The sequence below is a fragment of the Phaeodactylibacter sp. genome (assembly GCF_040219495.1).
GTDB lineage: Bacteria > Bacteroidota > Bacteroidia > Chitinophagales > Saprospiraceae > Phaeodactylibacter.
In genome coordinates this window covers 23,379-47,335 of the sequence record NZ_JAVJSK010000009.1, presented here as the reverse complement: position 1 = coordinate 47,335, position 23,957 = coordinate 23,379, and the positions used below count along the sequence as shown (strand labels likewise).

Annotated in this window: 20 protein-coding genes; 11 read left to right on the top strand and 9 right to left on the bottom strand. The window is 50.7% G+C overall.

Annotated features, from left to right (window positions below):
• Positions 1–53: 53 nt before the first annotated feature.
• Complete coding sequence (locus RIC19_RS01245; protein ID WP_350176004.1) at positions 54–1,424, bottom strand: FAD-dependent oxidoreductase; 1,371 nt, start codon at positions 1,422–1,424, stop codon at positions 54–56.
• 18 nt (positions 1,425–1,442) lie between these two features.
• Positions 1,443–2,111, bottom strand: a complete 669-nt coding sequence (locus RIC19_RS01240) for a phosphatase PAP2 family protein (RefSeq protein ID WP_350176002.1) — start codon at positions 2,109–2,111, stop codon at positions 1,443–1,445.
• 145 nt (positions 2,112–2,256) lie between these two features.
• Here RIC19_RS01240 and RIC19_RS01235 point away from each other — a divergent pair, with 145 nt between their 5' ends.
• On the top strand, positions 2,257–3,606 hold the full coding sequence (locus tag RIC19_RS01235) for a mechanosensitive ion channel family protein (RefSeq protein WP_350176000.1): 1,350 nt from the start codon (positions 2,257–2,259) through the stop codon (positions 3,604–3,606).
• 6 nt (positions 3,607–3,612) lie between these two features.
• Here the strand turns inward: RIC19_RS01235 and RIC19_RS01230 are convergent, their stop codons facing one another.
• From RIC19_RS01230 to RIC19_RS01215, 4 genes are all read right to left on the bottom strand, one after another.
• The gene (locus RIC19_RS01230; protein ID WP_350175998.1) at positions 3,613–4,770 is read right to left on the bottom strand and encodes a glycosyltransferase family 4 protein; all 1,158 of its coding nucleotides are present in this window, start codon (positions 4,768–4,770) and stop codon (positions 3,613–3,615) included.
• A 91-nt stretch (positions 4,771–4,861) separates the two neighbouring features.
• Positions 4,862–5,818, bottom strand: a complete 957-nt coding sequence (locus RIC19_RS01225; protein WP_350175996.1) for a hypothetical protein — start codon at positions 5,816–5,818, stop codon at positions 4,862–4,864.
• An 86-nt stretch (positions 5,819–5,904) separates the two neighbouring features.
• Positions 5,905–6,231, bottom strand: a complete 327-nt coding sequence (locus tag RIC19_RS01220) for a HesB/IscA family protein (RefSeq protein WP_350175995.1) — start codon at positions 6,229–6,231, stop codon at positions 5,905–5,907.
• Between the two features lie 92 nt (positions 6,232–6,323).
• Positions 6,324–7,076 carry an SDR family NAD(P)-dependent oxidoreductase gene (locus RIC19_RS01215; RefSeq protein WP_350175993.1) on the bottom strand — a complete coding sequence of 251 codons (753 nt, stop codon included), beginning with the start codon at positions 7,074–7,076 and terminating at the stop codon, positions 6,324–6,326.
• Between the two features lie 188 nt (positions 7,077–7,264).
• On the opposite strand from RIC19_RS01215, the gene RIC19_RS01210 reads away from it, so the two are divergent.
• The gene (locus RIC19_RS01210) at positions 7,265–7,900 is read left to right on the top strand and encodes a thymidine kinase (protein WP_350175991.1); all 636 of its coding nucleotides are present in this window, start codon (positions 7,265–7,267) and stop codon (positions 7,898–7,900) included.
• 62 nt (positions 7,901–7,962) lie between these two features.
• Here RIC19_RS01210 and RIC19_RS01205 read toward each other — a convergent pair whose 3' ends face one another.
• Positions 7,963–8,652, bottom strand: coding sequence for a hypothetical protein (locus RIC19_RS01205; RefSeq protein WP_350175989.1), 690 nt, complete (start codon positions 8,650–8,652; stop codon positions 7,963–7,965).
• Positions 8,653–8,995: 343 nt separating this feature from the next.
• On the opposite strand from RIC19_RS01205, the gene RIC19_RS01200 reads away from it, so the two are divergent.
• The 6 genes from RIC19_RS01200 (at position 8,996) to RIC19_RS01175 (ending at position 15,949) form a co-directional block, all read left to right on the top strand.
• Positions 8,996–11,371, top strand: a complete 2,376-nt coding sequence (locus tag RIC19_RS01200; protein WP_350175987.1) for a TonB-dependent receptor — start codon at positions 8,996–8,998, stop codon at positions 11,369–11,371.
• A gap of 8 nt (positions 11,372–11,379) precedes the next feature.
• Entirely contained in the window at positions 11,380–12,207 is an 828-nt protein-coding gene (locus tag RIC19_RS01195; protein WP_350175985.1) for a DUF4249 family protein, read from the top strand.
• Between the two features lie 184 nt (positions 12,208–12,391).
• Entirely contained in the window at positions 12,392–13,288 is an 897-nt protein-coding gene (locus RIC19_RS01190; RefSeq protein ID WP_350175983.1) for an ABC transporter ATP-binding protein, read from the top strand.
• A gap of 19 nt (positions 13,289–13,307) precedes the next feature.
• Entirely contained in the window at positions 13,308–14,633 is a 1,326-nt protein-coding gene (locus tag RIC19_RS01185) for an ABC transporter permease (RefSeq protein ID WP_350175981.1), read from the top strand.
• A 1-nt stretch (position 14,634) separates the two neighbouring features.
• The gene (locus tag RIC19_RS01180; protein WP_350175979.1) at positions 14,635–15,294 is read left to right on the top strand and encodes a hypothetical protein; all 660 of its coding nucleotides are present in this window, start codon (positions 14,635–14,637) and stop codon (positions 15,292–15,294) included.
• Positions 15,287–15,949, top strand: coding sequence for an endonuclease V (locus RIC19_RS01175; RefSeq protein WP_350175977.1), 663 nt, complete (start codon positions 15,287–15,289; stop codon positions 15,947–15,949). The genes RIC19_RS01180 and RIC19_RS01175 overlap by 8 nt, the downstream gene beginning before the upstream one ends.
• Here the strand turns inward: RIC19_RS01175 and RIC19_RS01170 are convergent.
• Both RIC19_RS01170 and RIC19_RS01165 read right to left on the bottom strand, forming a co-directional pair.
• Positions 15,946–16,929: a hypothetical protein gene (locus RIC19_RS01170; protein WP_350175975.1), complete on the bottom strand. Its 984-nt coding sequence runs from the start codon at positions 16,927–16,929 to the stop codon at positions 15,946–15,948. The genes RIC19_RS01175 and RIC19_RS01170 overlap by 4 nt on opposite strands.
• A gap of 101 nt (positions 16,930–17,030) precedes the next feature.
• Positions 17,031–17,579 carry an acyloxyacyl hydrolase gene (locus RIC19_RS01165; protein ID WP_350175973.1) on the bottom strand — a complete coding sequence of 183 codons (549 nt, stop codon included), beginning with the start codon at positions 17,577–17,579 and terminating at the stop codon, positions 17,031–17,033.
• 285 nt (positions 17,580–17,864) lie between these two features.
• On the opposite strand from RIC19_RS01165, the gene RIC19_RS01160 reads away from it, so the two are divergent.
• From RIC19_RS01160 to RIC19_RS01150, 3 genes are all read left to right on the top strand, one after another.
• Complete coding sequence (locus tag RIC19_RS01160) at positions 17,865–19,241, top strand: serine hydrolase (protein ID WP_350175971.1); 1,377 nt, start codon at positions 17,865–17,867, stop codon at positions 19,239–19,241.
• 101 nt (positions 19,242–19,342) lie between these two features.
• On the top strand, positions 19,343–20,977 hold the full coding sequence (locus RIC19_RS01155; RefSeq protein ID WP_350175969.1) for a T9SS type A sorting domain-containing protein: 1,635 nt from the start codon (positions 19,343–19,345) through the stop codon (positions 20,975–20,977).
• A 391-nt stretch (positions 20,978–21,368) separates the two neighbouring features.
• Complete coding sequence (locus RIC19_RS01150) at positions 21,369–23,867, top strand: TonB-dependent receptor (RefSeq protein WP_350175967.1); 2,499 nt, start codon at positions 21,369–21,371, stop codon at positions 23,865–23,867.
• Positions 23,868–23,957 lie beyond the last annotated feature (90 nt).

The following is a 23,957-nucleotide window of genomic DNA, read 5'->3' as shown; positions in this document are numbered from 1 at the left end:
ACACGCTCTAAAAGCCCTCAGCATTGGATAACAAACGCTGAGGGCTTTTGGTATCAGGCTGTTGCCCGTGCCTGTCGGTTAGCCATCCATTGTTTGAAAATCCGCTCTATTTCCGGATGGCCTTTCCAGTTCTTTTCGATATCCTTTAGCGCGAGGATGTCCTCAAAAAGGGCATCCTGAGCTTCTCCTTCAGCCAATGCTTCGCTGTAAGGGATATGGCTGAAGGTGACCTGAGTGTACAGGGGCAAAAATTCCGGATGAACCTTATTGAGGTGGGCGGCGATTTCTTTGCGCAGCAGGAATTTGGGGTCAGCAACCTTGTCGCGCATTTCCACAAAGTTGCGTAGTGCCAGGTCTGCGATCGCATTGGCATTTTTGATGCGGGTTGCGTTGAAGACTTCGATGGTGGTTGTCCAATTGCCTTGGTGCTCCTCAAGTAGCTCGTCCAGCAGCGTACAGTCTTCAAACCCTGAGTTCATGCCCTGTCCGTAGAAAGGTACGATGGCGTGGGAAGCATCACCCATAATCAGCACCTTGTCTTCGCAGCACCAGGGGCTGCAGCGGATCGTGACCAATGAGGACGTCGGATTTTCGTGAAACTCCTCCAGTAAATTAGGGATAAGCGGTATGGCATCAGAGAAGTATTGTTCGAAAAATGCCATGATCTGCTCGTCGGTATGCAGCTGTTCAAAAGCAGGGGTTTGCCCTTCGTAGGCGAGGAACAAGGTGCCGGTAAAGCTACCATCGACATTCGGGAGGGCAATCATCATAAACTGCCCGCGAGGCCAGATGTGGAGCGCATTGGGGTCGAGGGCATGTTTCCCGTCTGCCGTGGGTGGAATGTGCAATTCTTTATACCCATAGTCAAGAAAAGACTGACTATAGTTGAATCGGGGCAAGGCTTTCATCAGGCTCCGGCGTACAGCAGAGAAGGCCCCATCGGTGCCAAAAATCCGGCTGGCTTTTACCGATAGCCGCTCAACCGTCTCCCGGTGTTCGAAGTGGGCTGTAGGCGATTCTGCTTCCAGGCCCAGGCATTTATATCCAAAGTGGAATTTCACTTGCCCGTACTGGTCGGCGATGTTGATCAATTCAATATTCAGGCCGCCCCGAGATACGGAGTAAATCGCCTGGTCCGCTTCCCCGTAAGGTTGAAAGGTCAGCTGTCCGGTGGTGTCATGCATTTTGCGTCCATGCATGGGTATGGCCTGCTGCCGGATGGTATCCTTAATGCCAGCCCGCTCCATCGCTTTCCAGCCGCGGTCGCTCATCGCGAGGTTGATTGACCGGCCTCCCTTAAATCCGGCTCTTCGCGGATCATCGCGGAGTTCAAATACCTCAACCTGATAACCACGTTTGGCCAACAGCACAGCCCATAGCGAGCCGACCAGCCCGGCGCCAACAATAAGGATAGGATCTTTCATAACAATTGCTTTGGAATCTTAAAACATAAAACGCAGCGCAATAAATTGCGATACAAATCCAACGAGGTAACCGCCATAAAGGTCCGTCGGTTCATGCGCCTGCAGAATGAGCCTGGAAGTGCCCACCAGTCCGGCAAGCAGCATCGTCAGCATGAGCACCCAGTGCATGCTAACCTGATAGGTGCCTATAGCTCCCAGGCTGATCAAAAAGGTATCATGGCTGAACAGCAACAGGGTGATGACCACCATGCCCAGTAGTCCGCCCATACCTACGGCATGCGCACTGATTTTGGAAAAGATATTGATGAAAAAAGCGATAAACAGCCCAATAGCAGCGCCCAGCAGGAAAGCGGAGAAAGCGGTAGGAACCTGTGCATTGCCCAGGAAATTGCGGAACATCCAAATGTAAAACATGCCCGTAATAACGTACGGGCCAATGCGTTCCTGTTTAGTCTTCATTTCCAGTGAACTGACCAGCCCGGTGAACCTGAGCATGGCTACCGCAAAACCAGGAATAAAGAAAGTGGATAGGAAGACCTGCAGGATAAGCAATTTGCTGAATTTGTCTCCAATACTGTATACCCCAAAAAGGTAGGGATTGATCAATAAAAGAAGAACCAGCATGTAGGTCACCATCAATAGTGGGTGGAACAAAATGGAGATGACCTGCGCCAGTGGTTTCAGCATGTAATGGTGATTTGGTTGTGCTCAAAGATACAAATTCTGAAGCAGTAAAGTTGACCGTGCTGCAGACGAAAGGATGGGTAAATTTTTGGTTATCCATTCCGTTTTCAACAACGGTCTGCTTAACTTTCCGTCAAGATCAAACAAAATGCAAGAGATACTGAATCAGATACTACTGGAATACAACGGTTGGGCGCTGCGCCTGGGACAGGTTTTGCTGGGCTCGAGCCTCTTGGTGCTGCTTGCTTTTGTATATTGGCTGGTGGGGCAGCGCTTGTTCCCCAAAATTGCCAGCCACCTGGAGTTGCCGCAGGACGAACGCCGGAAAGCCCGTCGTATTCTGGCAGGGCTGCTGATCCTTCTGGCGCTGACTGCACTGGTGCATATTCTAAACCTGGACCGGCAGTTGATCGAGACCGCGAATGAGGAAGCGCCGAACCTCTTTATCTCCACCTTTTTTCATGCAATGCTTATTTGGCAGTTTGCCCGGCTACTCGACTTCATCATCTCCCGCCTGCTCATTACCAACTACTACCGTAACCGGCAGGAGGAGAATATGCAGCTCGATCACTATCAGACGGACTCCAAAAAGAAGACCAACCGTACGGTACAGTATGCTGTGTACATCCTGGCGCTGCTTTTTATTGTGCAGGCTTTTGAAATCGACTGGGCCTTCTATACCTACAAGCCTGCGGGCGCAGAGGATGGGCAGACGCGCAGCTTCTCGGTTTCCAATATTTTGAATGCCGCTTTTATTATTGTCCTGGCTCGTTTGTTCAGCTGGGTTATCATTCAGCTTATCCTGAGCCAATACTACCGGAGTAAACAGATCAATGTCGGCTCACAGTATGCGATCAATCAACTGCTGCAGTACTTCGTGTACATCATCGCTGCACTGATGGCACTGGAAGCCATTGGTTTCACCCTTACATTGCTTTGGGGTGGCGCTGCGGCTCTGCTCGTTGGGGTAGGGCTGGGGCTGCAGGAAACCTTCAAGGATTTGTTCTCCGGAGTTATTCTGCTGTTTGAGCGCCGGGTAGAAGTAGGCGATGTGGTGGAAGTAGACGGGTTAATTGGTACGGTAAAACGGATCGGAGTCAGGACTTCCCTGGTAGAAACCCGCGATAATATAGTGGTGATCGTACCGAATTCCCGCCTGATCGTGCAGCACTTCGTCAACTGGAGCCACAATGACAACAAGGCCCGGTTTTATATCAAAGTGGGCGTGACTTATGGCTCTGATACCGAACTCGTGAAGCAGTTGTTGTTGGACATTGCCCGCAGTAATGCTGAGGTTATCCGTCATCCGGCGCCTTTCGTCCGGTTTGTGGATTTTGGGGATTCTTCTCTGGACTTTGAGCTTCACTTCTGGTCACACGAGTTTATCCGTATTGAAGATGTGAAGAGCGCAATCCGCTTCAAGATTGATCAGGCTTTCCGGGAAAACAACGTGGTCATTCCGTTCCCGCAGCGTGATGTATGGATGAAAGGAAAGTAGCCTTTGTCAGGTAATCTGTTCCGGCATAAGGTATTCCTCGCCGATGAGGTCTTCGTACAGGTCAATCATTTTTTCAGCCAATGGCTCCCCCCGGAACTGCTGGGCATGTTCAAAACCAGCATTGACTAGTCGTTCCTGATACTCAGTATCGGTCAGCATTTTTCGAATCCCTTCGGCGATCTGCTCCGGTTGATTGGGATCTACGAGGTGGGCACCTGGGCCACCGGCCTCCGGTAAAGAGGAGGTGTTGGAAGCCAGCACGGGGACTTTGCTGAACAGGGCTTCCAGGATAGGAATACCAAAGCCTTCATAGAAGGAAGGATAGACGAAGAGGGAAGCGTTTTGATAAACCGCGGGCAGGTCATTGAACCCAACATTCACAAAGTGGATACAGTCGCCAAGGCCAGACTGCCGGGCCAGGCGTTGGATTTGTTGTTTGTGCTTTGGCCCTTTACCGACGATCACGAGTGGCAAACGCTCTTCTTCAGGTAGTATAGACAGTGCCCTGATTACACCGGATAAGTTTTTTCTGGGGATGATCATACCGACTGAGAGGATATAATCTTTGGGTAAATTGTACCGCTTCCGTACAGTCTCCAGTGTTTTGTTGGACCGCTCCTGCATGTAGCGCTCGTGGCAAGATTGGTAAATGACCGATACTTTCCCCGGGGAGACTTCATAGAACCGCAGCAGGTCTTGCCGGGTATTCTCACTGATGGCAACGATGTGATCGGCTTCCTGGCAGGCATATTTGAGCTGTAGGTCAAGCGCCAGGCGCTGGTGGAAGGGGTATTGCCCGGGGAAGTGCTTAAAGGCCAGGTCATGGACTGTGACCACGCTTTTAATATCTGTTTTGGACATACCAAATGGTAAAGCCTGATTGAGCCCGTGGAATAGCTGTATGCGTTGCCGTTTGAGGTCGCGTTTGATACCAAAGCGCTGCCAAATCAGGCCGGCACCTCGCCGCCGCGGGAGCTGCGTATTGTATAAGGCACTATTCAGGAAAAACTGCGTTTCTTCGTTCTTGGTTAAATGCGGGGTATACAGAAAGTAAGCATTGTCCGGGAAGTATTCTGCAAGGTTGGACAGCAAGGTGCGGCTGTAACTGCCAGGCCCTGTAAAGTTGTTGTACAATTGCCGGGCGTCATATCCAATGCGTAGCATAGGCGGTCAGGCGTTTGTGGCTATCAGAGAATAAAAGGAGTCAGGCATTGGGCGGTAAAGCTTGAAGTGGTCTGTTTGTAAAGTCGTATCGTTAACTTAGCAATTGTTTTACCTTTTCCAAGGGTAAGTCCATCATTGTGGCAATTTGATCCGTAGTATGTCCCGCCTGATGCAGGCTCTGCACAGCTCTGCCCATTTGATGCCAGGCTTGTTGTAGCTCATGCTCTCTTTGTGAGATGACTTCCTCTTTTTGTGAGACCTCAATCTCTATTCTCGTAAGCTCCAGCTCTTTGTCCGCGATTTTCCTTTGATAATCTTTAAACTCGTCAATCAGCTCATCTTCAGCCTCCATGACTTCCCTTACTACGGGTTCAGCTATAGCTTGCTGCAGGCGGCGGAGCAAAGGACGGTACCGCTTTGGCAATCCGGATTCCTCTATGTTTAATAAGTGCCGGTCTTTTGTGATAGAAGACTGGTCAAAGATAGAAAGGAGTTGTTCTAAATCGTTGCGACGGTGCCCCTTCAGGAGGGGGATTTGTATGATGATACTGTCGTGGGTCAGACTCTCAATAAAGGTTTCCTTCCCCTCAAGCACTTCTCCGGTGGCGGCGTCTATATACTGACGGTTTACCCGAATAACAGGGGCAGTCGTATGCTCAAGTTTATGCCCCAGAAAGTAGATACTCAAGATGGGCAGCGCTTTGCGGGAAGCATACTCCTCCGCAGATTCCTGTACTACGTTATTCTTGTTTTTGTATTGTTCTCCCAGGTACCGCCTGAACCGCATGATGTCGGTAGCCAGCTTGGCTTTCTGAAGCTCAAGGATAACGAGCTTTTCATCTCCGTTGGGGTAGCGTATACGGGCACTGAAGTCCATGCGCAAGACCATCAGGTTTTCTCCTAACGGAAAATGGTGCTCCGTTGGCCGCAATGCCAGGCTGACTACTTCCTCTCCAATGATAGCAGAGAGCAGCAACCTGGCTAATTTTTCATCACGCATGAGGTATTTGAAGACCACATCGTAAATCGGATTTGCAATTTGCACCATAGGTCAACAGTTTTGTAGGTGTAGTGCGCTACACGCCGCCCTTGTACCTGCAACCGGTACAAAAAGACCTCACTAGCGGGAAAGCTCTAAACGGCAAAGCTCTCTCCGCAGGCGCAGGTACGGGATGCATTCGGATTGTTGAACACAAAGCCGTCCCCGGTTAGCCCACCGGAAAACTCCAGCGTAGTATTACAGAGATAAATAAAGCTGCGCAGGTCTGTCACGACTTTCTCGCCGTTGTCCTCAAAGACCTGATCATCATCTTTTGCTTCATTCGAAAACTCCAATTGATAGGTCAGACCGGAACAACCTCCGCTTGTGACCCACACGCGGACGAAGTAATCTGATCCGTAATTTTTGGCTCTACGAATTTCTGCAATCTGGTTTTTTGCACTTTCTGCAACTTTTATCATGGCGGACCAATATTTATCATGATGTAGTCCGGGCATTTTTGCCGGAAGCTCAAAGTTAGTAACATTAGGCCAGCCAGTCAAGTTCACCAAACCTACCGGGAGAGATATCCACCGTCTATGGGGATGTACGCTCCGGTCATAAAGGAGGCGGCATCCGAACTCAGCCAGAGGACAAGCTCAGCCACTTCTTCTGGTTTGCCCAAACGGCCAATCGGGTGCAGTTGCGACAACATGCCCAGCTGGTCTTCCGACAAATTGGCGGACAGCAGGGGCGTATCGATAAATGCCGGCCCTACGGATAAAGTCCGTATGCCTTGTCCGGAGTACTCCAATGCCGCATTCCTGGTAAGGCCAACCAAACCGTGCTTAGCGGCTACATATCCGGCCGCGCCTTCAAAACCCACCTGTCCGAGAATGGAGGCCATATTGATAATGGCACCTCCTCCGGTTTTCAGCATGGCAGGAATCTGATAGCGCATGCCGTAGAACGGGCCGGATAGATTGACCCGGATAACATTTTCCCACCCCTCAATAGGGCATTCTCCGATTGGCGCCTGTGGGCCACCAATGCCGGCGTTATTGCAGGCAATATCCAACCTTCCGTACCGGTCGAGTACGGCTTGCACCAGTGCTTCGTTGTCTTTGGCAGAGCCGGCGTCCATTTTGAAGAAGAAGGCCGCACCACCTGCATCTTTAATCTTTTGTACCGTCTCCTGGCCACCCTTTTCGTTGAGGTCAGCCACGGCTACTTTTGCACCTGCTTTCGCGTAAGCAAGCGCTACACTGCGCCCGATACCAGAGCTTCCACCGGTAACGAGGGCGACTTTTCCATTCAGTTGTTTCATAATCGGGTTGTTTTAGTTCCACCTTTTAATGTACCCGAAACCTTAGTAAAGGGCAATGACTTTTAGCACTTTGCCGGCGTTTTTCAGCGGTGGTTTGAACAGGAAAAACAACGCCACTTCCCTGAATATTTCATAATCCCTTTCCGGTGCCGTAACTTTAGGGGTTCAAGCCCAAATGACCCAAGCCTATGTTTTTAGAACCACATTTTAAGGGACAGCGCAGCGGATGGATAGAAATCATCTGTGGGTCCATGTTTTCCGGTAAGACCGAGGAATTGATCCGCCGCCTGAAACGCGCCAAAATTGCTAATCAGCGGGTGGAAATCTTCAAGCCCAAGGTAGATACGCGCTACGATGAGGCCAAAGTGGTATCTCACGATGCCAACTACATCCTCTCCACGCCGATCGAGCACTCCAGCCGCCTGCTGGAGCTGAGTGAGGGGGTCAACGTCATTGGGGTAGACGAGGCACAGTTCTTTGATGAAGACCTGCCGGAGGTCTGTCAGATGCTGGCCCTGCGCGGGCTGCGCGTCATTGTGGCGGGGTTGGATATGGACTTCCGGGGCAAGCCCTTCGGCCCCATGCCCAATCTGCTGGCCGTCTCGGAGTACATCACCAAAGTGCACGCCATCTGTCAGCACTGCGGCAACCTGGCCACCCATTCTTACCGCCTCTCAGCAGATGACCACACCGTTGTGCTGGGCGAAAAGGATACCTATGAGGCCCGCTGCCGCACCTGCTACCATATGGGTAATATCCTGGACCTTAAGACGGAGAAGCCAGCCAACGAAGCGCAGCAGCAGGGGAAGGTGCGGCGGATGTAGGGTTTTGAAAAAAAGATAAAAGCTTCTAGGATACCAGGTACTTAGTACGGGAGGCACCCGGTTCACAACGACAAAGGCAAAAAGAGTTGCAAATCGAAATAATCCACAAATAAGGAATCTGCTTTGCCATTGGAATAAACGAATCCGGAGTACTGAAAATTTAATTCGCATACCCTTTCTCCGTAAACCCTGCAATCAATGTTCTCAGGGATGCGAAGGATTGATTCCGAATCAGAATCGGCATCAGTGTTTGTAGTACGCTCTGTATAGAAAAAGCTATTGGAGTAACTTACATCCTCATCCCTTATCGAAAATTGCAAATGATATTTCCGCGAGGAGTTGCTTTGAATGATATCAGTGACAGCATTGTAAAGCGAAAGGTCTGTCTCTTCAAATCGATTCCAGTAAACGTAGAACGCATAGCTGAGCACTTTTGGTTGGTTAACGATATTAAGCGGGCTTAATATCACCTCGTAAACTACTGTGGAGTCACCGTAAAGCTTGTAAGTTGAAATACTCCTTGTGCTGACATCGGTACAAAAGTCATATCCTATATCTTCATCGCTGTAGGTTGATAAAGCCCCTTCCAGACTTAAAGAATAATTGGAGCTCAGCCATGTTGTATCAGGAAGCGCTTCACCTTCAGCATCGTCAATGCCCTGATCTTTTACACAACTTGTCGATAGAAGAAGCATCAGGCATAAGCCAGAAAATGTAAACTTCTCCTTATTGTATAGCAAGCAAAGAGTCATAACTTTTGAATGATTTAATCGACTTCCGTTTAAAGTACTAATAAATCGGGAATACTATGCATGAGACGATCCACATGGGCTCTAAAAGAGTGAATAGTTGGCACGTTGCTTCACAACCTGCTTTATTCATAGTCTTCACCAGTGTTAATCAAAAGCTTCCTAAAGATTCCAAGTTTGCATCGGGGATAAGCTCTTGGCCCGACAGCAAATAAGTGGATGTTTGAGTGGTTGGATTTCAGTTGTGTTGTTAATAAGTGTCTTTTGTAACACAAGAATAATGATGCGCCGTTAAGTTAACAGTTTGTCTTTTTGACAGAACGAATAACGACAAAAAGGACTTCTCGTGAAAGGTAAGTGCTGCACGCTCCTCTTTCTGTTGGTATCCGTTGCGGTCTTTGCGCAACAGACAGTGCTCCATATTCGAGGCTCCATTAAATCTGCAAACTCCCACGAGCCTGTCATCGGAGCGGTCATACAGGATACATTGAGCAAAGCGTACAGTATTTCTGACGAGTACGGCTTTTTTACTTTGAGCCTGCCCGGCACATATGGCTGCTTACGTACGCAGTACATCGGTTATGAGCCCCAATTGATCTGTGGAGTCTTCGAAGAAGGGAAGGCTTTACACATTGAGCTGAGCACTTCGAATTTCCTGCCTCAGGTGGAAGTGTCTTCTTATTCTAATCACGGCGTGCCGAAACTTGGCAGGGTCTCTTTGCCTGTTTCAACGCTTCAGTTGCTGCCTCAGCTAGGTGGCGAAGCTGATTTGCTCAAAACGATTACGCTGCTGCCGGGTATTGCGCAGGGCGTAGAAGGCACTACCGGCTTGCTGGTACGCGGAGGCAGCCCCGATCAGAATCTGGTTTTAATGGATGGGGCTCCGGTGTACAATCTTAGCCATTTTGGGGCGTATTTATCTGTATTCAATACTGACGCCATTAAGCACTTTGATGTCTACAAGGCAAGCTGGCCGGCAAAGTATGGGGGGCGGTTGTCGGGCCTGATTGATATCCGGACGCGCGAGGGCAACCTAAAGCATTGGGAGGGCAAAGCAACTATTAGCCCTTTACTGGGCCGCTTTCTGGTAGAGGGGCCACTCAAAACAGATAAGACCAGCTTTCTGCTTTCGGCCCGCTCTTCCTGGCTGGGCGTCTTGTTTAACGCATTTTCGGGCCAGGATTTCAAACAGCGTTACCTCATGTACGACCTAAACGGAAAGCTTACCCACCGGATAAATGATAACCACAGGGTTTACTTAAGCTACTATAGTAGTCTGGATGACAGTCAGGTGGAAGAAGTCCTTACGGGTGGCAGCCTGGGCAATCAGGAACGAATCAGATCTGAAGAAGCAATTGGAGTGAAATGGGGCAATCAAACGGCATCATTGAGGTACGCAGCCTTTCTAAGCGATCGTTGGTCACTGCAGAGTATCATTTACTATACCCGGTATCGATTTTCAGGTTATCAGCGGGAGATGAATCTCTTTGCGAATGGTTTGACGACAGCATCTTTCAATGCCAGTACCTCATCCAATCAGGATTTTGGGATACGGGCCTTCGCCAAATACACCCACCGGAATCTAAGTTTTATTTTGGGTGCTGAGCAGGTTATTCAGCGGTTCACCCCGCAGAGTACTTTTCAGAGTGAAGGTCGGTCTGCCACGCTCCTGTTGAGTGATGCCCGGGCTTTTCAGCAGAACTATTTTTCAGACATGAACATCCGGCTGGGTAAGGCTACGGATATTCGGTTGGGCATTCGGCAGGTGGTGCATCAGGCTTCAGATACCACCTTTTTATCGCTGGAGCCCCGATTAGAATTTGAAAGCCGCGTGGGCAAAGGATTATGGGCGAGCCTAAGCGCCAATTACGGGCAGCAATTTATGCATTTGATTACGGGGGGTAATGCCGGGCAAGCTAATGAAATCTGGTTGGGAGCCACCGCTTCGGCTCCCCCGCAACAGGGCGCACAGGTGGCAATGGGCATTAGGTGGTTGGATCCCAGCGCGCGTTATGAGGTAGCATTGGAAGCCTTTCACCGGCGCATGTCAGGCCTTACGGAATTAAAGGCCGTGGGCAATAGTGGGTTGGAGGAGGTGTACCGCTGGGAAGAGCTCCTGGAGTTTAATGGAGAAGGACGGGTAGATGGGCTGGAATTATTGCTACGAAAGCAGGAAGGCCCGCTTACCGGCTGGCTGTCTTACACCTGGTCGAAGAGCCAGCGGCAGTTCGATCAGATCAATCAGGGGGAATGGTTCCCCTTCCGCTTTGACAGGCGTCATGATTGCTCCGTGGTACTCTTGTATGCGTTGTCCGAAAAATGGCAATTTTCAGCCACCTGGAGCTATCAAACGGGTAGTCATATTACTTTGCCCACTGCCAAAATACCCAATACGAACATTGCATTTGAGGATATTTTTTTCCCCGGTGGCGCCCATATCAACGATCAGCGCAATAATGTCACACTGCCTTCTTACCACCGGCTTGATCTGGGGTGTACTTACAGCTGGCAGAAAAGAGAAGAAGGGCCTACCCATGACCTGAGCCTGAGCATCTACAATGCCTACAATCGCATTAATCCTTATTTTATTCGCACAGAGTCAACACCCCGCTTCAGCCGGGACGGGCAATACCTGGGAGAGGATCAGCCAGAGGTTGTCATTGTCGGGCTGTTCCCTTTCATTCCTTCACTTAGTTACAGCCGAACGTTCGACTGGAAATAGCTTAGCATATGAAATTAAACAAAATGCTTCTTGCCCCACTACTAATGCTCACCGCCTGTGAATTGACCCGGTCGTATGATGAGGATATTTTTCCTGAGGCTCCGCCCGTTTTGGTCTGTTTTGCGAGTATTGAGAATGACCGGCCTGTATCTGCCTACCTTTTTCCTACTGTGCAGGCATTAGATACCGCTTCGGCTAATTTTATTTCGGATGCGGTAGTGGAACTTTACAAAGACGGCGGGTTTTTGGAAGAACTGCAGTTTGAAGAAGATCAATATGTCTCTGCACCAGCTACACTGGGCGTCCCCGGAAGGCAGTATCAGCTGAAGGTGCGCCATAACGATTACCCCAATCTGGTGTCAGAAACAGTACTGTTGCCTCCACCGGCTAAAGTCTTTGATTATACGGTCAACTATAATGAATCGGCCTCCCAATACAGTATCGCTTTATCCTTCAGTCATACCGGGCAGGATGCCGACTCCTACAGTGTTTTTGCCGATTTATATGCTGATGGGCAACTGGTAAGGGACCGGGTGCGCAGTGCGATCAGTGGTGCTGAGCCATTTATTGAAAACGATACGGTCCGCTTTAACTTAATTGTTCCTGCCCAAGTTACCCGATTTGAGGATTTTGTCCCGGTGGATACCCTCAGCATTGACAGTGCAGCGGTATTTATCCGTACGATCTCTGATGAGTATAATGCCTATCGGGCATCGGTGCCAGATGACGAGATTGGAGGCTTTTTTCCGCCTCAGGACGACCTGTTTACCAATTTTGAGGGCGGGTATGGGGTGCTGTTTACGGTTAGTAGTGCCACCGTTGGAATACGATTCTGATGGGTTTTGAATAGACCGGGAAGACTAAAGTTTACCTATTCACAACTAAGCAATGTAAAGGACAGCGAGCCTTGACATTCTGAGTAGCTGCAACCCCATTCATCCAAAAATCCCAATCCCTCACCGAATTTCTTGCGTCCCCCGAAGAATTGGGCTTATCTTCCCTCCCACAACCTATTGAACCGTGAGCAGACCTATACTTGATATTCAAAATATTGTGAAGGCCTACGAAAAGCACGTCGCCGTCAATGACGTGAGTTTCGAAGTGCCTGCCGGGAGCATCTTTGGGCTCCTGGGGCCAAATGGGGCGGGGAAGACTTCCCTCATCCGCATCATCACTACCATTACCCGGGCCGATGAGGGCGTGGTGTACCTGGATGGCGAAAAGCTCAACAGCCGCCACCCCGAGGAAATCGGCTATATGCCGGAGGAGCGGGGGCTCTACCGCAAAATGAAAGTGGGCGAGCACCTGACCTACCTGGCCCGCCTTAAAGGCTTATCCGCTAAGGATGCCAAGTCCAAGATCAGCGACTGGATGGAAAAATTTGGCATTGAGGACTGGTGGGACAAAAAGGTGGAAGAGCTTTCCAAAGGCATGCAGCAGAAGATTCAGTTTATCGCCACCGTGGTTCACGAGCCTAAGCTGCTGATCCTGGACGAGCCTTTTTCCGGGCTGGACCCCGTGAATACTAACCTGATCAAAGACGAAATCCACAGCTTGCGTGGGAAGGGCATGAGCATCATATTCTCCACCCACCGCATGGAGCAGGTCGAGGAAATCTGTGAGCACATCGTACTGATCAACAAAGGCGAGAACGTGCTGGAGGGCAAAGTCAGCGCCGTCAAAGACCGCTTTAAGCAAAACCTGTTTGAACTGGAGTACGAGGGCGAGCTGCCGGAAGGCCTGCTGGAACAAGCCACCGTCATCCATCAAAAGCCCGGGCGGCTCACCGTGCAGGTGGCAGAAACAGCCGAGTCCAATACCCTCCTCCGCGCGATGCTCGACCGGGGTGTTTTTGTGAAGCGCTTTCAGGAAATCCTGCCGACGCTCAACGAAATTTTCATTCGTCAGGTCAACTAATTAACCCTAAATAACGATCATGGATAAGCTTTGGCTCATCATAAAGCGGGAATACCTCACACGGGTGACCCGCCGCTCTTTCATCCTGGCTACCCTGCTGACCCCGCTGGCTTTTGGCCTGTTTTTCGTGGTGGCGGGCCTGATCTTTCAGTATGAGAGCGACGATTCCCGGCGCATTGCGATCATCGATGAAGGCAATATCTTCGACCGGTCCATCAAAGATGAAGAAAATTTGTACTTCAAATTTGTGGACACGGACCTGGAAACCCTCCGCCAAAATTTTGACGACTTCGACTACGATGGCATTCTTGTCGTGCCCAAGGTCAAAGATGTGATGGCTACCCGCCACACTATTTACTACTATGCTGACAAGCAGCCTTCTCTGGATATAGATGCGCTGATCCGCGACCGGGTGCGGGGGCAGATGCGCGACTTCAAAATTGAAGCCCTGCAGCTCGACCCTCAGCAACTGGAGGCGCTCGATACCCGCATCGAACTGGAGCCAGAGCCTATTGATGACGAAAGCACGGATGCCAGTAAGCTGACCGGAGCCATTGCCGCCGGTATTGGTGGTGTCATGGGGATCATCATGTACATCGTGGTCTTTATTTACGGTATGATGGTCATGCGCTCGGTGATGGAAGAAAAGACCAGCCGTATTGTAGAGGTCATGATTTCCAGCGTCCGTCCCTTTCAGTTGATGATGGGCAAAATTGTAGGCGTTGGCGCGGTAGGGCTGACGCAGGTCGCTATTTGGGCCATCCTGATCCCGATTATCATACTGGTAAGCAGCCTGCTATTTGGCATTGATTCCAGTGCGCAAATGGAGATGGCACAGCAGCAGCCCGGCGCCGCCAATTTCAATCCGGAGGACACAGAAGCTATGGTCGCCCTTGCCATTGAGGAGTTTAAAAGCCTCAACTGGTGGGTCATCCTGCCGATGTTTATTTTCTTCTTCCTGGGGGGATATTTTTTGTATGCTTCCCTGTTCGCGGCTGTAGGATCTGCGATGGGCGACGATCTGGGCGAAGGGCAATCCCTGACCATCCCGATTACCATTCCGGTGATCCTGGCGTTTTACATTATGATTGTGGCTATACAAGCCCCCAATTCGAGTTTGGCGGTTTGGTCGTCTATATTCCCGCTCTTTTCGCCAATTGTGATGCCGGCCCGGCTGGCCTTTTCGCCTCCGGTCTGGGAAGTGGCGCTATCGGTCGTGTTGTTGGCCGCCACAGCGATCTTTTTTGTCTGGTTGTCCGGGCGGATCTACCGGGTAGGTATTCTCATGTACGGTAAGAAAGTGACACTTAAGGAACTGGGCAAATGGCTCTTTTACAAGGACTGATATGAATACATTTTACACCTGGCCTAAGGCCGTGCAGTGGATTCTGGCGTTACTGCTTTTTGCGGCCGGCGCTTACCTTACCGGTAAAGTCATCATTTATGGCACAGAGCACTGGCTCTTTTACATTCCACTGCTCTTGCTCATTGTCCCGGCGATACAATTTGCCTTCACGCCTTTCTTCAGGCTCATCGGGCTGTACCGCTATCTGTCGCCCATGCTGTTGGTGTATGCGCCCAATGAAAAGGTTTGGGGACTGCACAACGGCACCTCTTTCGACTACCTTTTTGTGCTGCGGGGCACGCCCGCCGGTGCACCCCTGCGCCGCCGTATGCTGACTCATTACTTGGAAGGGCTGCTTCATTTGACAGACTTGGTGGAAAAAGGAGAGGTCGCAGAGGAAACCCTGGTCAAAGGCAGTTCCTATTTCTTCAGCGAGCGGACAGCAGAGCGGTTGGGGTTTGAATTGGTAGAAATACCATCTTTCGAGAAGTTCAACCTGTACTTCAACTACCTGGATCTGCTATGGATGTATTCCCTGGCGCATGGCAAACTGCGCTTTCCCAACCTGAAAGAAGCCAAGACCGCCCAGGTCCCTGCTGGCACTTTACTAAAGAACCGCCCCCAACTGCAACGCCTTCACAACTACCTAAGGAATGGATAAACAAGCCCTGCGGGAACGACAACTGGACCTGGCACAGCAAGTGCGTATCCCCCAAAGCCCACGGCAGGATTTACAGCTACAGCCCGGTGATTGGGTCTTTACCACAGATGTACAATACAAGGGAGATATTGGAGCCGTAGCCGTAGATGTGTTACGCTGGCCCGGCGAGCCTTTCGGAACGGTAGTCAAAACGTACCCGGTAATGGTGCCTTATGCTCCCGGTTTTTTCGCCTTTCGGGAAGGCCCATTGCTGGTTAATGCGTTGGAAGACATTGCCCGGGAGTTCAACCGCTACCCTAAGGCTATCATTACTGATGGGCACGGGACCAACCATCCCCGGCAGTTTGGGCTGGCCTGCTGGCTGGGCGTCACTACCGGCTACCCGGTAATTGGTTTAGCTAAAGATACTTTACTGCCGTATGAGGGGGAACTACCGCCGGAGCAGGGCGCTGTATTGCCCATTATGCTAAATGAAAAAATAGTGGGGCATGCCCTGCGCACCCGCAAAAATGTTAAGCCGGTATTCGTCAGCGCCGGGCATAAAGTGAGTCAGGCAACCGCGCTCCAAACCGTAGAACAGCTGATGGGCAAATACCGTAACATCGAGCCCATGCGCCGTGCCGATCAGGCGGCCCGGCAGGCATTCCGGGGTTAATCCTCCGCTTTTCCAGGGAAGACTTCCATATCCAACCGCTGCCGCTCAGGCATATCTTCACGGCTGTTGAGTTTCCAGTAGGGCGATAAAATAGTATTCGTCCTGCGGGCCAGCGTAGTACGTGGTTGCCGGTCAAATGCGGAAGGATAGGTGTCTTTCCAGCCCTCAATAATGTAGGGAGATTCAGCCTGGTAAACGATGGATAGCTTTCGCTGCAATTCCGGATATTCCAGCGTATATACCTTGAGGTTGCTGCCTTCGAATTCTGTACCGTTGTAATCGACATGAGTGGCATTGGCGGTATAGGCTTTGAAGGGGAAATGGCGCAGGCGGATCACCGTGGTTGCCGGAATGATCTCGATCTGCCCGGTCGGCAATCCTTCCGGATGAATCCGGATGCGGTTGAACAGCTCGTCTTCAAGCATTGCGTAGCCCACCTTCTTGTCCTGGTCCGCCTCATTTTCAAAGTAGGAATGCAGTTGCATGCGGTACTGCTCTTCTTCGTAATTGAGCTGCATGTAGGCGTGCCCACACCAATCCTGTGCTGTGGTGGAAACCTTCAGCGTCTGAGGATGCTCTTTTACCTTCGTAGGTGTGAAAACAGAAGTCATAATGCTGTAGTCGTAGATGCCGGTCGGGAACTTCAGCAGCAGGTTCGTCTTCAGTGCCGGCGTGCTGTTGGGGTTGCTGTAGTTATCATTTTTGACCTGCTTGTCGGTCAGGAAGTCTTCCGTCACGAAAATAGCGACTGCTTCGCCTGGGTGAACATCCTGATAGCGGTTCTGCTGCAGCTCATACCGGCTGATTTCTGCTTTGCCCTGATACCAATAGTCGCTTAGTCCCGGGTCTTGATCATTAAAAGCAAAGGCAGCCGTTTGGACAGGCGTGGCGTTAGTTGTCTTTGTGTCTGGTGCTTCCCGGCCCATGTCACATCCAAAAAGCACGAAGCTCAAACTGCAAATAATGGTAAGGAATCTCATCAGTGAAGGGTTTTTTGTTGTGCAAGTGTTTATTCTAAAAGCAGAACATTGTTATAACAACAAAGGAGCTCCTATGTTCTGGCACTTTCGGTAGGAAGCCATTAAAACTGTTGCCGAATGCCAAGAATGACAAACAGGTTGTCCAGGCCCAGATTTGGGTATTTGAAGCCGGCATTGGAGATGTGCCTAAAACGAGTGCGCAGATTGATGCCCCAGTCTCTGGCAGGGGGGAGGTAGGAAAAGCCCAGTTCAAAATTATCAGAAAAGATAAAGCCCGGTGCCTGGCTCTCTGTATTAAGCGTGATGTAGTGCGGCCCGGCCCCGATAGCTGCTCCAAAGAGCCATCGCTCCGAAAGCTGCGCCTGATAGCGGAACCCCATATTGAGGCCTGCTTCGTAGGCAGCACCCGGCTCCACGGGAGTGTCAGCGTAGACAAGTTGCCCCTCCGCGTATACAGATACCGGGCCTATGAGCCAAAGTGAGGTTTCTGCCAATAAGGTGAAAGGCTGATAAGCATATCCTTCCCGCAGGTCTTCCTGAATGACGCTAACCCCGAGGTTGAGCCCGGTGTAGTGCTGCCGGTTGGCTTGTTGGGCAATACTCAGAGCGGGGAGCAAGGAAAGCAGTATCCAAATTTGCAGTCGGGCCATAGTCCTTCTATTGTTGGGGCTACAAAGGTAAGGGAAGAATTCCTTATCTTGGTCATCCCTTTGGTTTTGTGGTCTGTCAGGTACAGCGATGGCTCACCTAGGGTTCACGCAGAGGGCGCGAAGCAAATGCAACGCAGAGGGCGCGAAGGATGGTTGCTATGGCGATTGAGAAGGTTCTGAGCCATATAACTTTGCGATCTTTGCGCTACCCTTTGCGGCTTTGCGTGCAACAACAGAAATTACTTCCTCTACATTTAATCTGCATACTCAAGAGTTTTACCGTCTATGCTACATCGTTTATTACTGCTTTCACTGTTCGCACTACCGCTCGTTTTCCACAGCTGCTCCAAAGAAGACCAGCAGGAGGATATCATGCCGGCCAACCAACTGCCGGTCATTGACGCACCGTCTACCGTTTCGGCGATTGCCGACTCCCTGTTTACTGTTCAACTGGAAATTACCGACCCCGACGGGACTACCCCTGAGGTCAGTTTCGAAGGATTGCCGGACTGGCTAGCCTACGATGCTGCTGACCAGGTACTGTCGGGTACGCCCAGCCGCTCCGATCAGGGCAATGTAACAATAGAAATCATCGCCGCTGATGATGTGGGCGAACGAAAGCGGACGTTGAAAATCTCGGTCCTGGTCTACCTGTCCATCACCGAAAAGCTCAACAACGAAGTTACTAACAAATTTCAATTTGCCACCAGCGGTATGCTGGGCGTTTCGGTGGCCCTGATGACGCCGGAGGACGAACTCATCACCACAACCCGCGGGGAGCACAGCCCCGGCGGAGGCAATCCACTCGATCCCAACTACCGGTACCGGGTGGCGAGTGTAACCAAATCCTTTACGGCAACCCTTATTCTCCGGCTGGCGGAAGAAGGCTACTTTGAGCTGGACGATAAACTTTTTGAGTACCTGGAAATCTCCGGACTGGACAACGGGGTAGCCATCACCATTCAGCACCTGCTGACCCACACCTCTGGCATGGGCGACCACCTGAACGATGGCGGCTTTTACACCGGCAGCGACTGGCAGACCCGGGTGTGGGAGCACGAGGATATTTATGATTACACGGTCGATCAGGGCTCCTTTTTCTGGCCCGGCAGCAGCTACCGGTATTCCAATACGGGGTTCTACGTGCTGGGCGCTTTGGCGGAAGCCGTCACCGGACAGTCGCTGGGTGACCTGTACAAATCCTACATTTTCAATCCGCTCGGGCTGGACCAAACCTTGTATGACGACTTCAGCTCCTACGCAGAAAAAATCGACAGCCTGGCGGAAAACAGCCGCGCCTATGAGTACCACCTGACCTCAGTGGGCGCTGCCGGCGCTATCGTTTCCACCCCTTCCGATCTGGCGAAGTATGGCAATGCCGTGTACGGGGGCAACTTCCTCACCGCCGCTTCCAAAGAACTGATGATTACCGATTATGGCTTTGCCGTAGGCGGCAGCAACTACGGTCTGGGCACCCGTCTGTGGGACGACTTTGGCATCGTCCACTACGGGCACACCGGCTCTTTGATGGACTACCGGAGCATCATTATGTATGTCCCGGAAGCCGATGTCAGCATCGCCCTGTCTACCAACGACCCGCACCCCAACTGGTTTGATCTGGTGAATGGCGTGTTGGTGGTGGTGACGAATCATTACCGGTGATCTAGGCCTGGGGTTTAGTCAGCCCCGTTGCAGTATTCACCATATCAAAACATTGTATCGGATACAGAGAAGCGTTAAATTGATCGTAAAACCCCAATACGATGCAAAAGTTAGCGCTATCAGTAGTCCTCTTTGTTTTCAGCACGACCGTGTCCGCACAATGGGAAAAAGCTTTTCCTGAGCTGATGTCCGGGGAGGTCACGAAAATCCTAGAGCGGCACAACGGTAATTATGCCATGCTGGTGCCCAACCGCAATCGGCTGCTGGAATTTACTCCTGCTGGAGAATTGATCACCAATGAGGCTCTTCCATATGACCTCAATGCCTGGCAACTGTTTTCTTTAGAGGAAACTCCGGATAGTGCGCTCGCTTTTCCTGTCAATGTAGGGTTTTGTTCCGGTTGGGCAAATATACTGCTCATCGATTCGGAGGGTGTCAGGCAAGAAGTGCCCTTTGAGCAGGGGACTACGTTTAATGTTCTTCCTTTAGCGGGGGAGTCTTTTCTGGTGCACAATTACTACGACGATATGCTTCAGGAAATAAAGGTATCTGGGCAGGTGGTCCGGGAAATCCCTTTTCCTGGTGGGCAGGAGTTTCTGGAATTTGAACGACTAAGTGATACAACTATTGCCATCGGGACACTTCAGCATATTATCATTACGGATACGGCTTTGTCAGTCCTGGACACTTTGCCAGGCTACCGTGGGCAGCAGGTGGAATCGAATGGCTCAGGCGGGCTGATCAGCTATGATCAGGACTCCGTATGGCTGCACGATGAGGCGATGCAGCTTCAGGCCGTTGTGGCATCGGCATCAGGTGCCGCTATAGAGTCTGTTACGATTGGCTTTGGGCAGGTTGCCATCTTGCATGATAATGGATTGATCAATATTTATGACAGTACCTTGCAGCCACTAAGCGGCTTCAATATAGACCAGGGTATACAGCCCAACGACTTTGCAGTTACCCCTACTGGTTACCTATTAGTCGGGCGAGCCGGATTTGCCCCCTTCATTAAACATTATCAGTTCAACGGATTCAGCGAATCAAAAGGTTATGACATTGCGCTTTCTGAAATCAGTGTACAAGGGCCTGCAATCTTGGGTACCCTTGCGGTTCAAGCACCGGTCGGTGAGGTTCAGACTTACGACTTACCTATTGCCCGCTTTACGCTTGAGAACTATGGTTCGGACACTATCCATACCCTTTTCCTGACCATTAATTTCCCATGGGTCAGTTATAATGTATGGGATGCCTGTTATTCTATGGAGCAGTTCCGCAAACGGCGCTGGGATAACTTAGATTTTGCCCCGGGCAGTACCATTGAGCTAGAATGGGACATCCCGGAGTTCGAATTCAATAGTTTCGGCATTATTGGAGATCCTTACCAGCTTTGCGTTACAGCAGAATTACCCAATTACAGCTTCGATTACAATCCCTCGAATAACCGCAGTTGTGCCACTACGCTCTACGTCAACACCCCGGAGCCCGCCCTCAATGCCGTTCATCTGAAAGCCCTGCCCAATCCAGCCACCGGCCAGGTACAGGTCGAATGGTCTTTGCCCGTACAGCAACCAGTGGTGGTGCGCTTGCACAATGCCATAGGTCAACTGGTGCACGAAGCCCCGGGGAATCTGGCAGAGCAACTGTTCTTACCCACCCAAGCTGCCGGATGGTATGTAGTCAGCCTTTGGCGGCAGGGACAGCGGCTGGCGCAGCAGAAAGTGGTTTGGCGTTAATGTGCCACCACTCTCTTTATCAATATTTCCTTTGCTATTTACTCCTGCGGCAATGATTCTGAGGAAGTACAGCCAAGAGATGCTATGTTAGCATCTCTAAGTCTTTTCGGGTAGCGAAGACCTCCCGGATCTTTGATGCAGTCAGCTTCCAGGTGATATCACATTTTTAAGGGGATAACCGGGTCACACTTTTAACCCGGGCGTCGCAGATTTTTAGTTGAAAAAAGCGATTGCTCCAACAGCAGTACCTATGGTCTCCGACAAAAAGCAGGAGTAGCTTGGATAAATACGAAAAGCTTACTTTTGCCAGCCATTACATTCCTGTGACAATCTGCTTGTTCCTCGCAACTGATCAGGGAGAACTTTGTTTTGCACCAAAATATTCGTTAGTATGAAGTCCAACGCCATACATTTTTCCCTCTTGCTAGTTTGTTTGCTGGTGGTTTCCGCTATATCGGCTCAGCCTCCCTGGGCCGGCACTGGGGGCGGCAAGAAGGGGCCTACCATTAAAGGGCGTATTGCCGGGACGGTGATCGATTCGATCAGTGGACAGCCGGTAGAATTTGCAACCCTGGTTTTAATCAAGTCAGCCGACGGGAAGCAACAGGATGGTGGGATTACGGAATCGGATGGCTCCTTCAAGATCATTGAGGTGGAGAATGGGAAATACGATTTGAATATTAGCTTTTTGGGCTACGAACCTAAGGTACTGGAAGGCCTGGAAACCACCCTGGAAAAGCCCGACCTGGACTTGGGCACTATTTATATCCTGCCAACGGGTGTAAACCTGGAAGAGGTTACGGTGACGGGGCAGGCGGCCCTGGTGGAAAACCGGATTGACAAACTGGTTTACAACGCGGAAAAAGATGCGAGTACCGTGGGGGGCGACGCCGCAGATGTACTTCGTAATGTCCCTTTGCTGTCAGTAGATCTGGATGGGAACGTAAGCCTGCGGGGCTCCTCCAATATTCAAATCCTGATCAATGGCCGCCCTTCCACCTTGTTTGGTTCCAACCCGGCGGATGCCCTGAAAACGATCCCGGCTAACCAGATTAAAACCGTGGAGGTGATCACGACGCCTACCGCCAAGTACGACGGAGAAGGGAGTTCGGGAATCATCAATATCATTACCAAAAAACGAAACGCTGAAGGCTTCACCGGCTCCATGAATACCTCAATCGGAACCCGCCAAAATAACGGTGGGGTCAATCTGAATTGGGTGCGTGGCCGCTTTGGGCTCAACGGTGGTGCCAACAGCTTCTGGTCCTGGAGGCGCGAAGGGGCTGTAGACTTCCTGCGGGAGGAGCAGGAGGGCGAAACCATACTAAGCACCTTTAGCCAGGGTGGGCCGAATAGTAGTCAGGTACTCGGGTTTAACGGTAATTTCGGGGCCTTCTACGACTTCAATGCTTACAATAGTATCAACTCCAGTATCCGGTTCAATGGCTTTAATAATTGGCGGGACGGTACAACCAATGGCCGCATCGCCCCTAATACGGGCTCCATCGTGGATTTTGTGCGCAGTAATGATAATGCAAGCGTACGAAATGGCTACGATTGGACGGTAGATTACAAGCGTACCTATCCCAAATCTGAACGGGAGTTTTCCATGGCCTTTCAGCTAAGCACGACCAACAGCGATCAGGAAAACATCACCGATCAGGATGGCAGTGAATTGCGCTACGAGGAAGATATCCGAAATTTCAACGATGGTATCAACAGTGAGTACACTCTGCAGGCGGATTATGTACACCCCTTTCCCGGAGGGACAAAACTGGAAACGGGGCTCAAGACCGTCATTCGGCGCATCAATAGTGATTACGAGACCCTGACGAGGGAGACGAATGCCGTTATGTTTACGCCTATTCCTTTCCTTACTGACAATTTCCTGTACGATCAGGATGTGTACGCCGGTTATGTTTCCTTTAACTGGAAATTGAGCAAGTCTATCGGACTGATCACGGGCGCGCGTTATGAGCATACCACCATTCGTGGCGCATACCGGGAGTTAGAGCAGGAGCCGTTTACCCAGCAATACGATAATATTTTGCCCAGTATTATCCTGAACAAGCAGTTCAAGAACTTCAGTAATGCGAAGGCCAGCTATTCGCGCCGTATTCAGCGGCCAAGTCTGTTCTTTATCAACCCATTCACCCAAATCAGTGACCCCAACAACCTGGTTTTTGGAAATCCAACACTTGACCCCGAAGTCGTGGACCAGTACGAGTTGAGCTACAATACCTTCGTCAAAGGGGTCGCTATTAATGCCGCGGTCTATTACCGGCAGACAACGGATATTATTGAGTCCTTCGTCCAAATCGAGCCGGCTTCAGAGGTGTCGTCTACTAGCTATCTCAATATTGGGGTGAACAACAGCGTAGGGGTCAACCTCTTTACTTCGGTCAACATCAAAGAAATAGGTTCCTTTCGCCTGGGCTTCAATATCTTCACCTATAACGCCGAGTCGACGGTAGACAGCATTGATCTGAGCCGGAGCACGGTAATTTGGAACGGCAATATCGGTGCGAATATCAATTTGCCACGCGACTGGAAGTTTGATTTGTTCGGTTTTGCCCGTTCTCCACAGCAGACGCTACAGGGAGAGAACCCGAGTTTCTGGCTTTATGGTATGGGACTGCGTAAACAATTTAACAAGCGCTTCAGCCTGGGCATCCGCGCCATCGAGCCATTTAACGAGCGCAAGAGTTTCCCATCCGAAATTCAGGGCGAGAACTTCTATCAGCGCTCCAACTTTAGCATTCCGTTCCGCTCGATTGGCTTTAGCATCAGCTATAATTTTGGTGAGCTGGATTTCAGCGGTAACCGCCGTGGGCGCCGTTCCAAGATCAATAATGACGATCAGAAAGGTGGAGGGAACGATAATTTTTAGAGGCTAAGGGTTGATAACCTTCCTATGGTAGTCAAGCCATTGTGATGCTGCTCGTTGAGTAGCCAAGAAAATGCACCGCCGGGCATACTG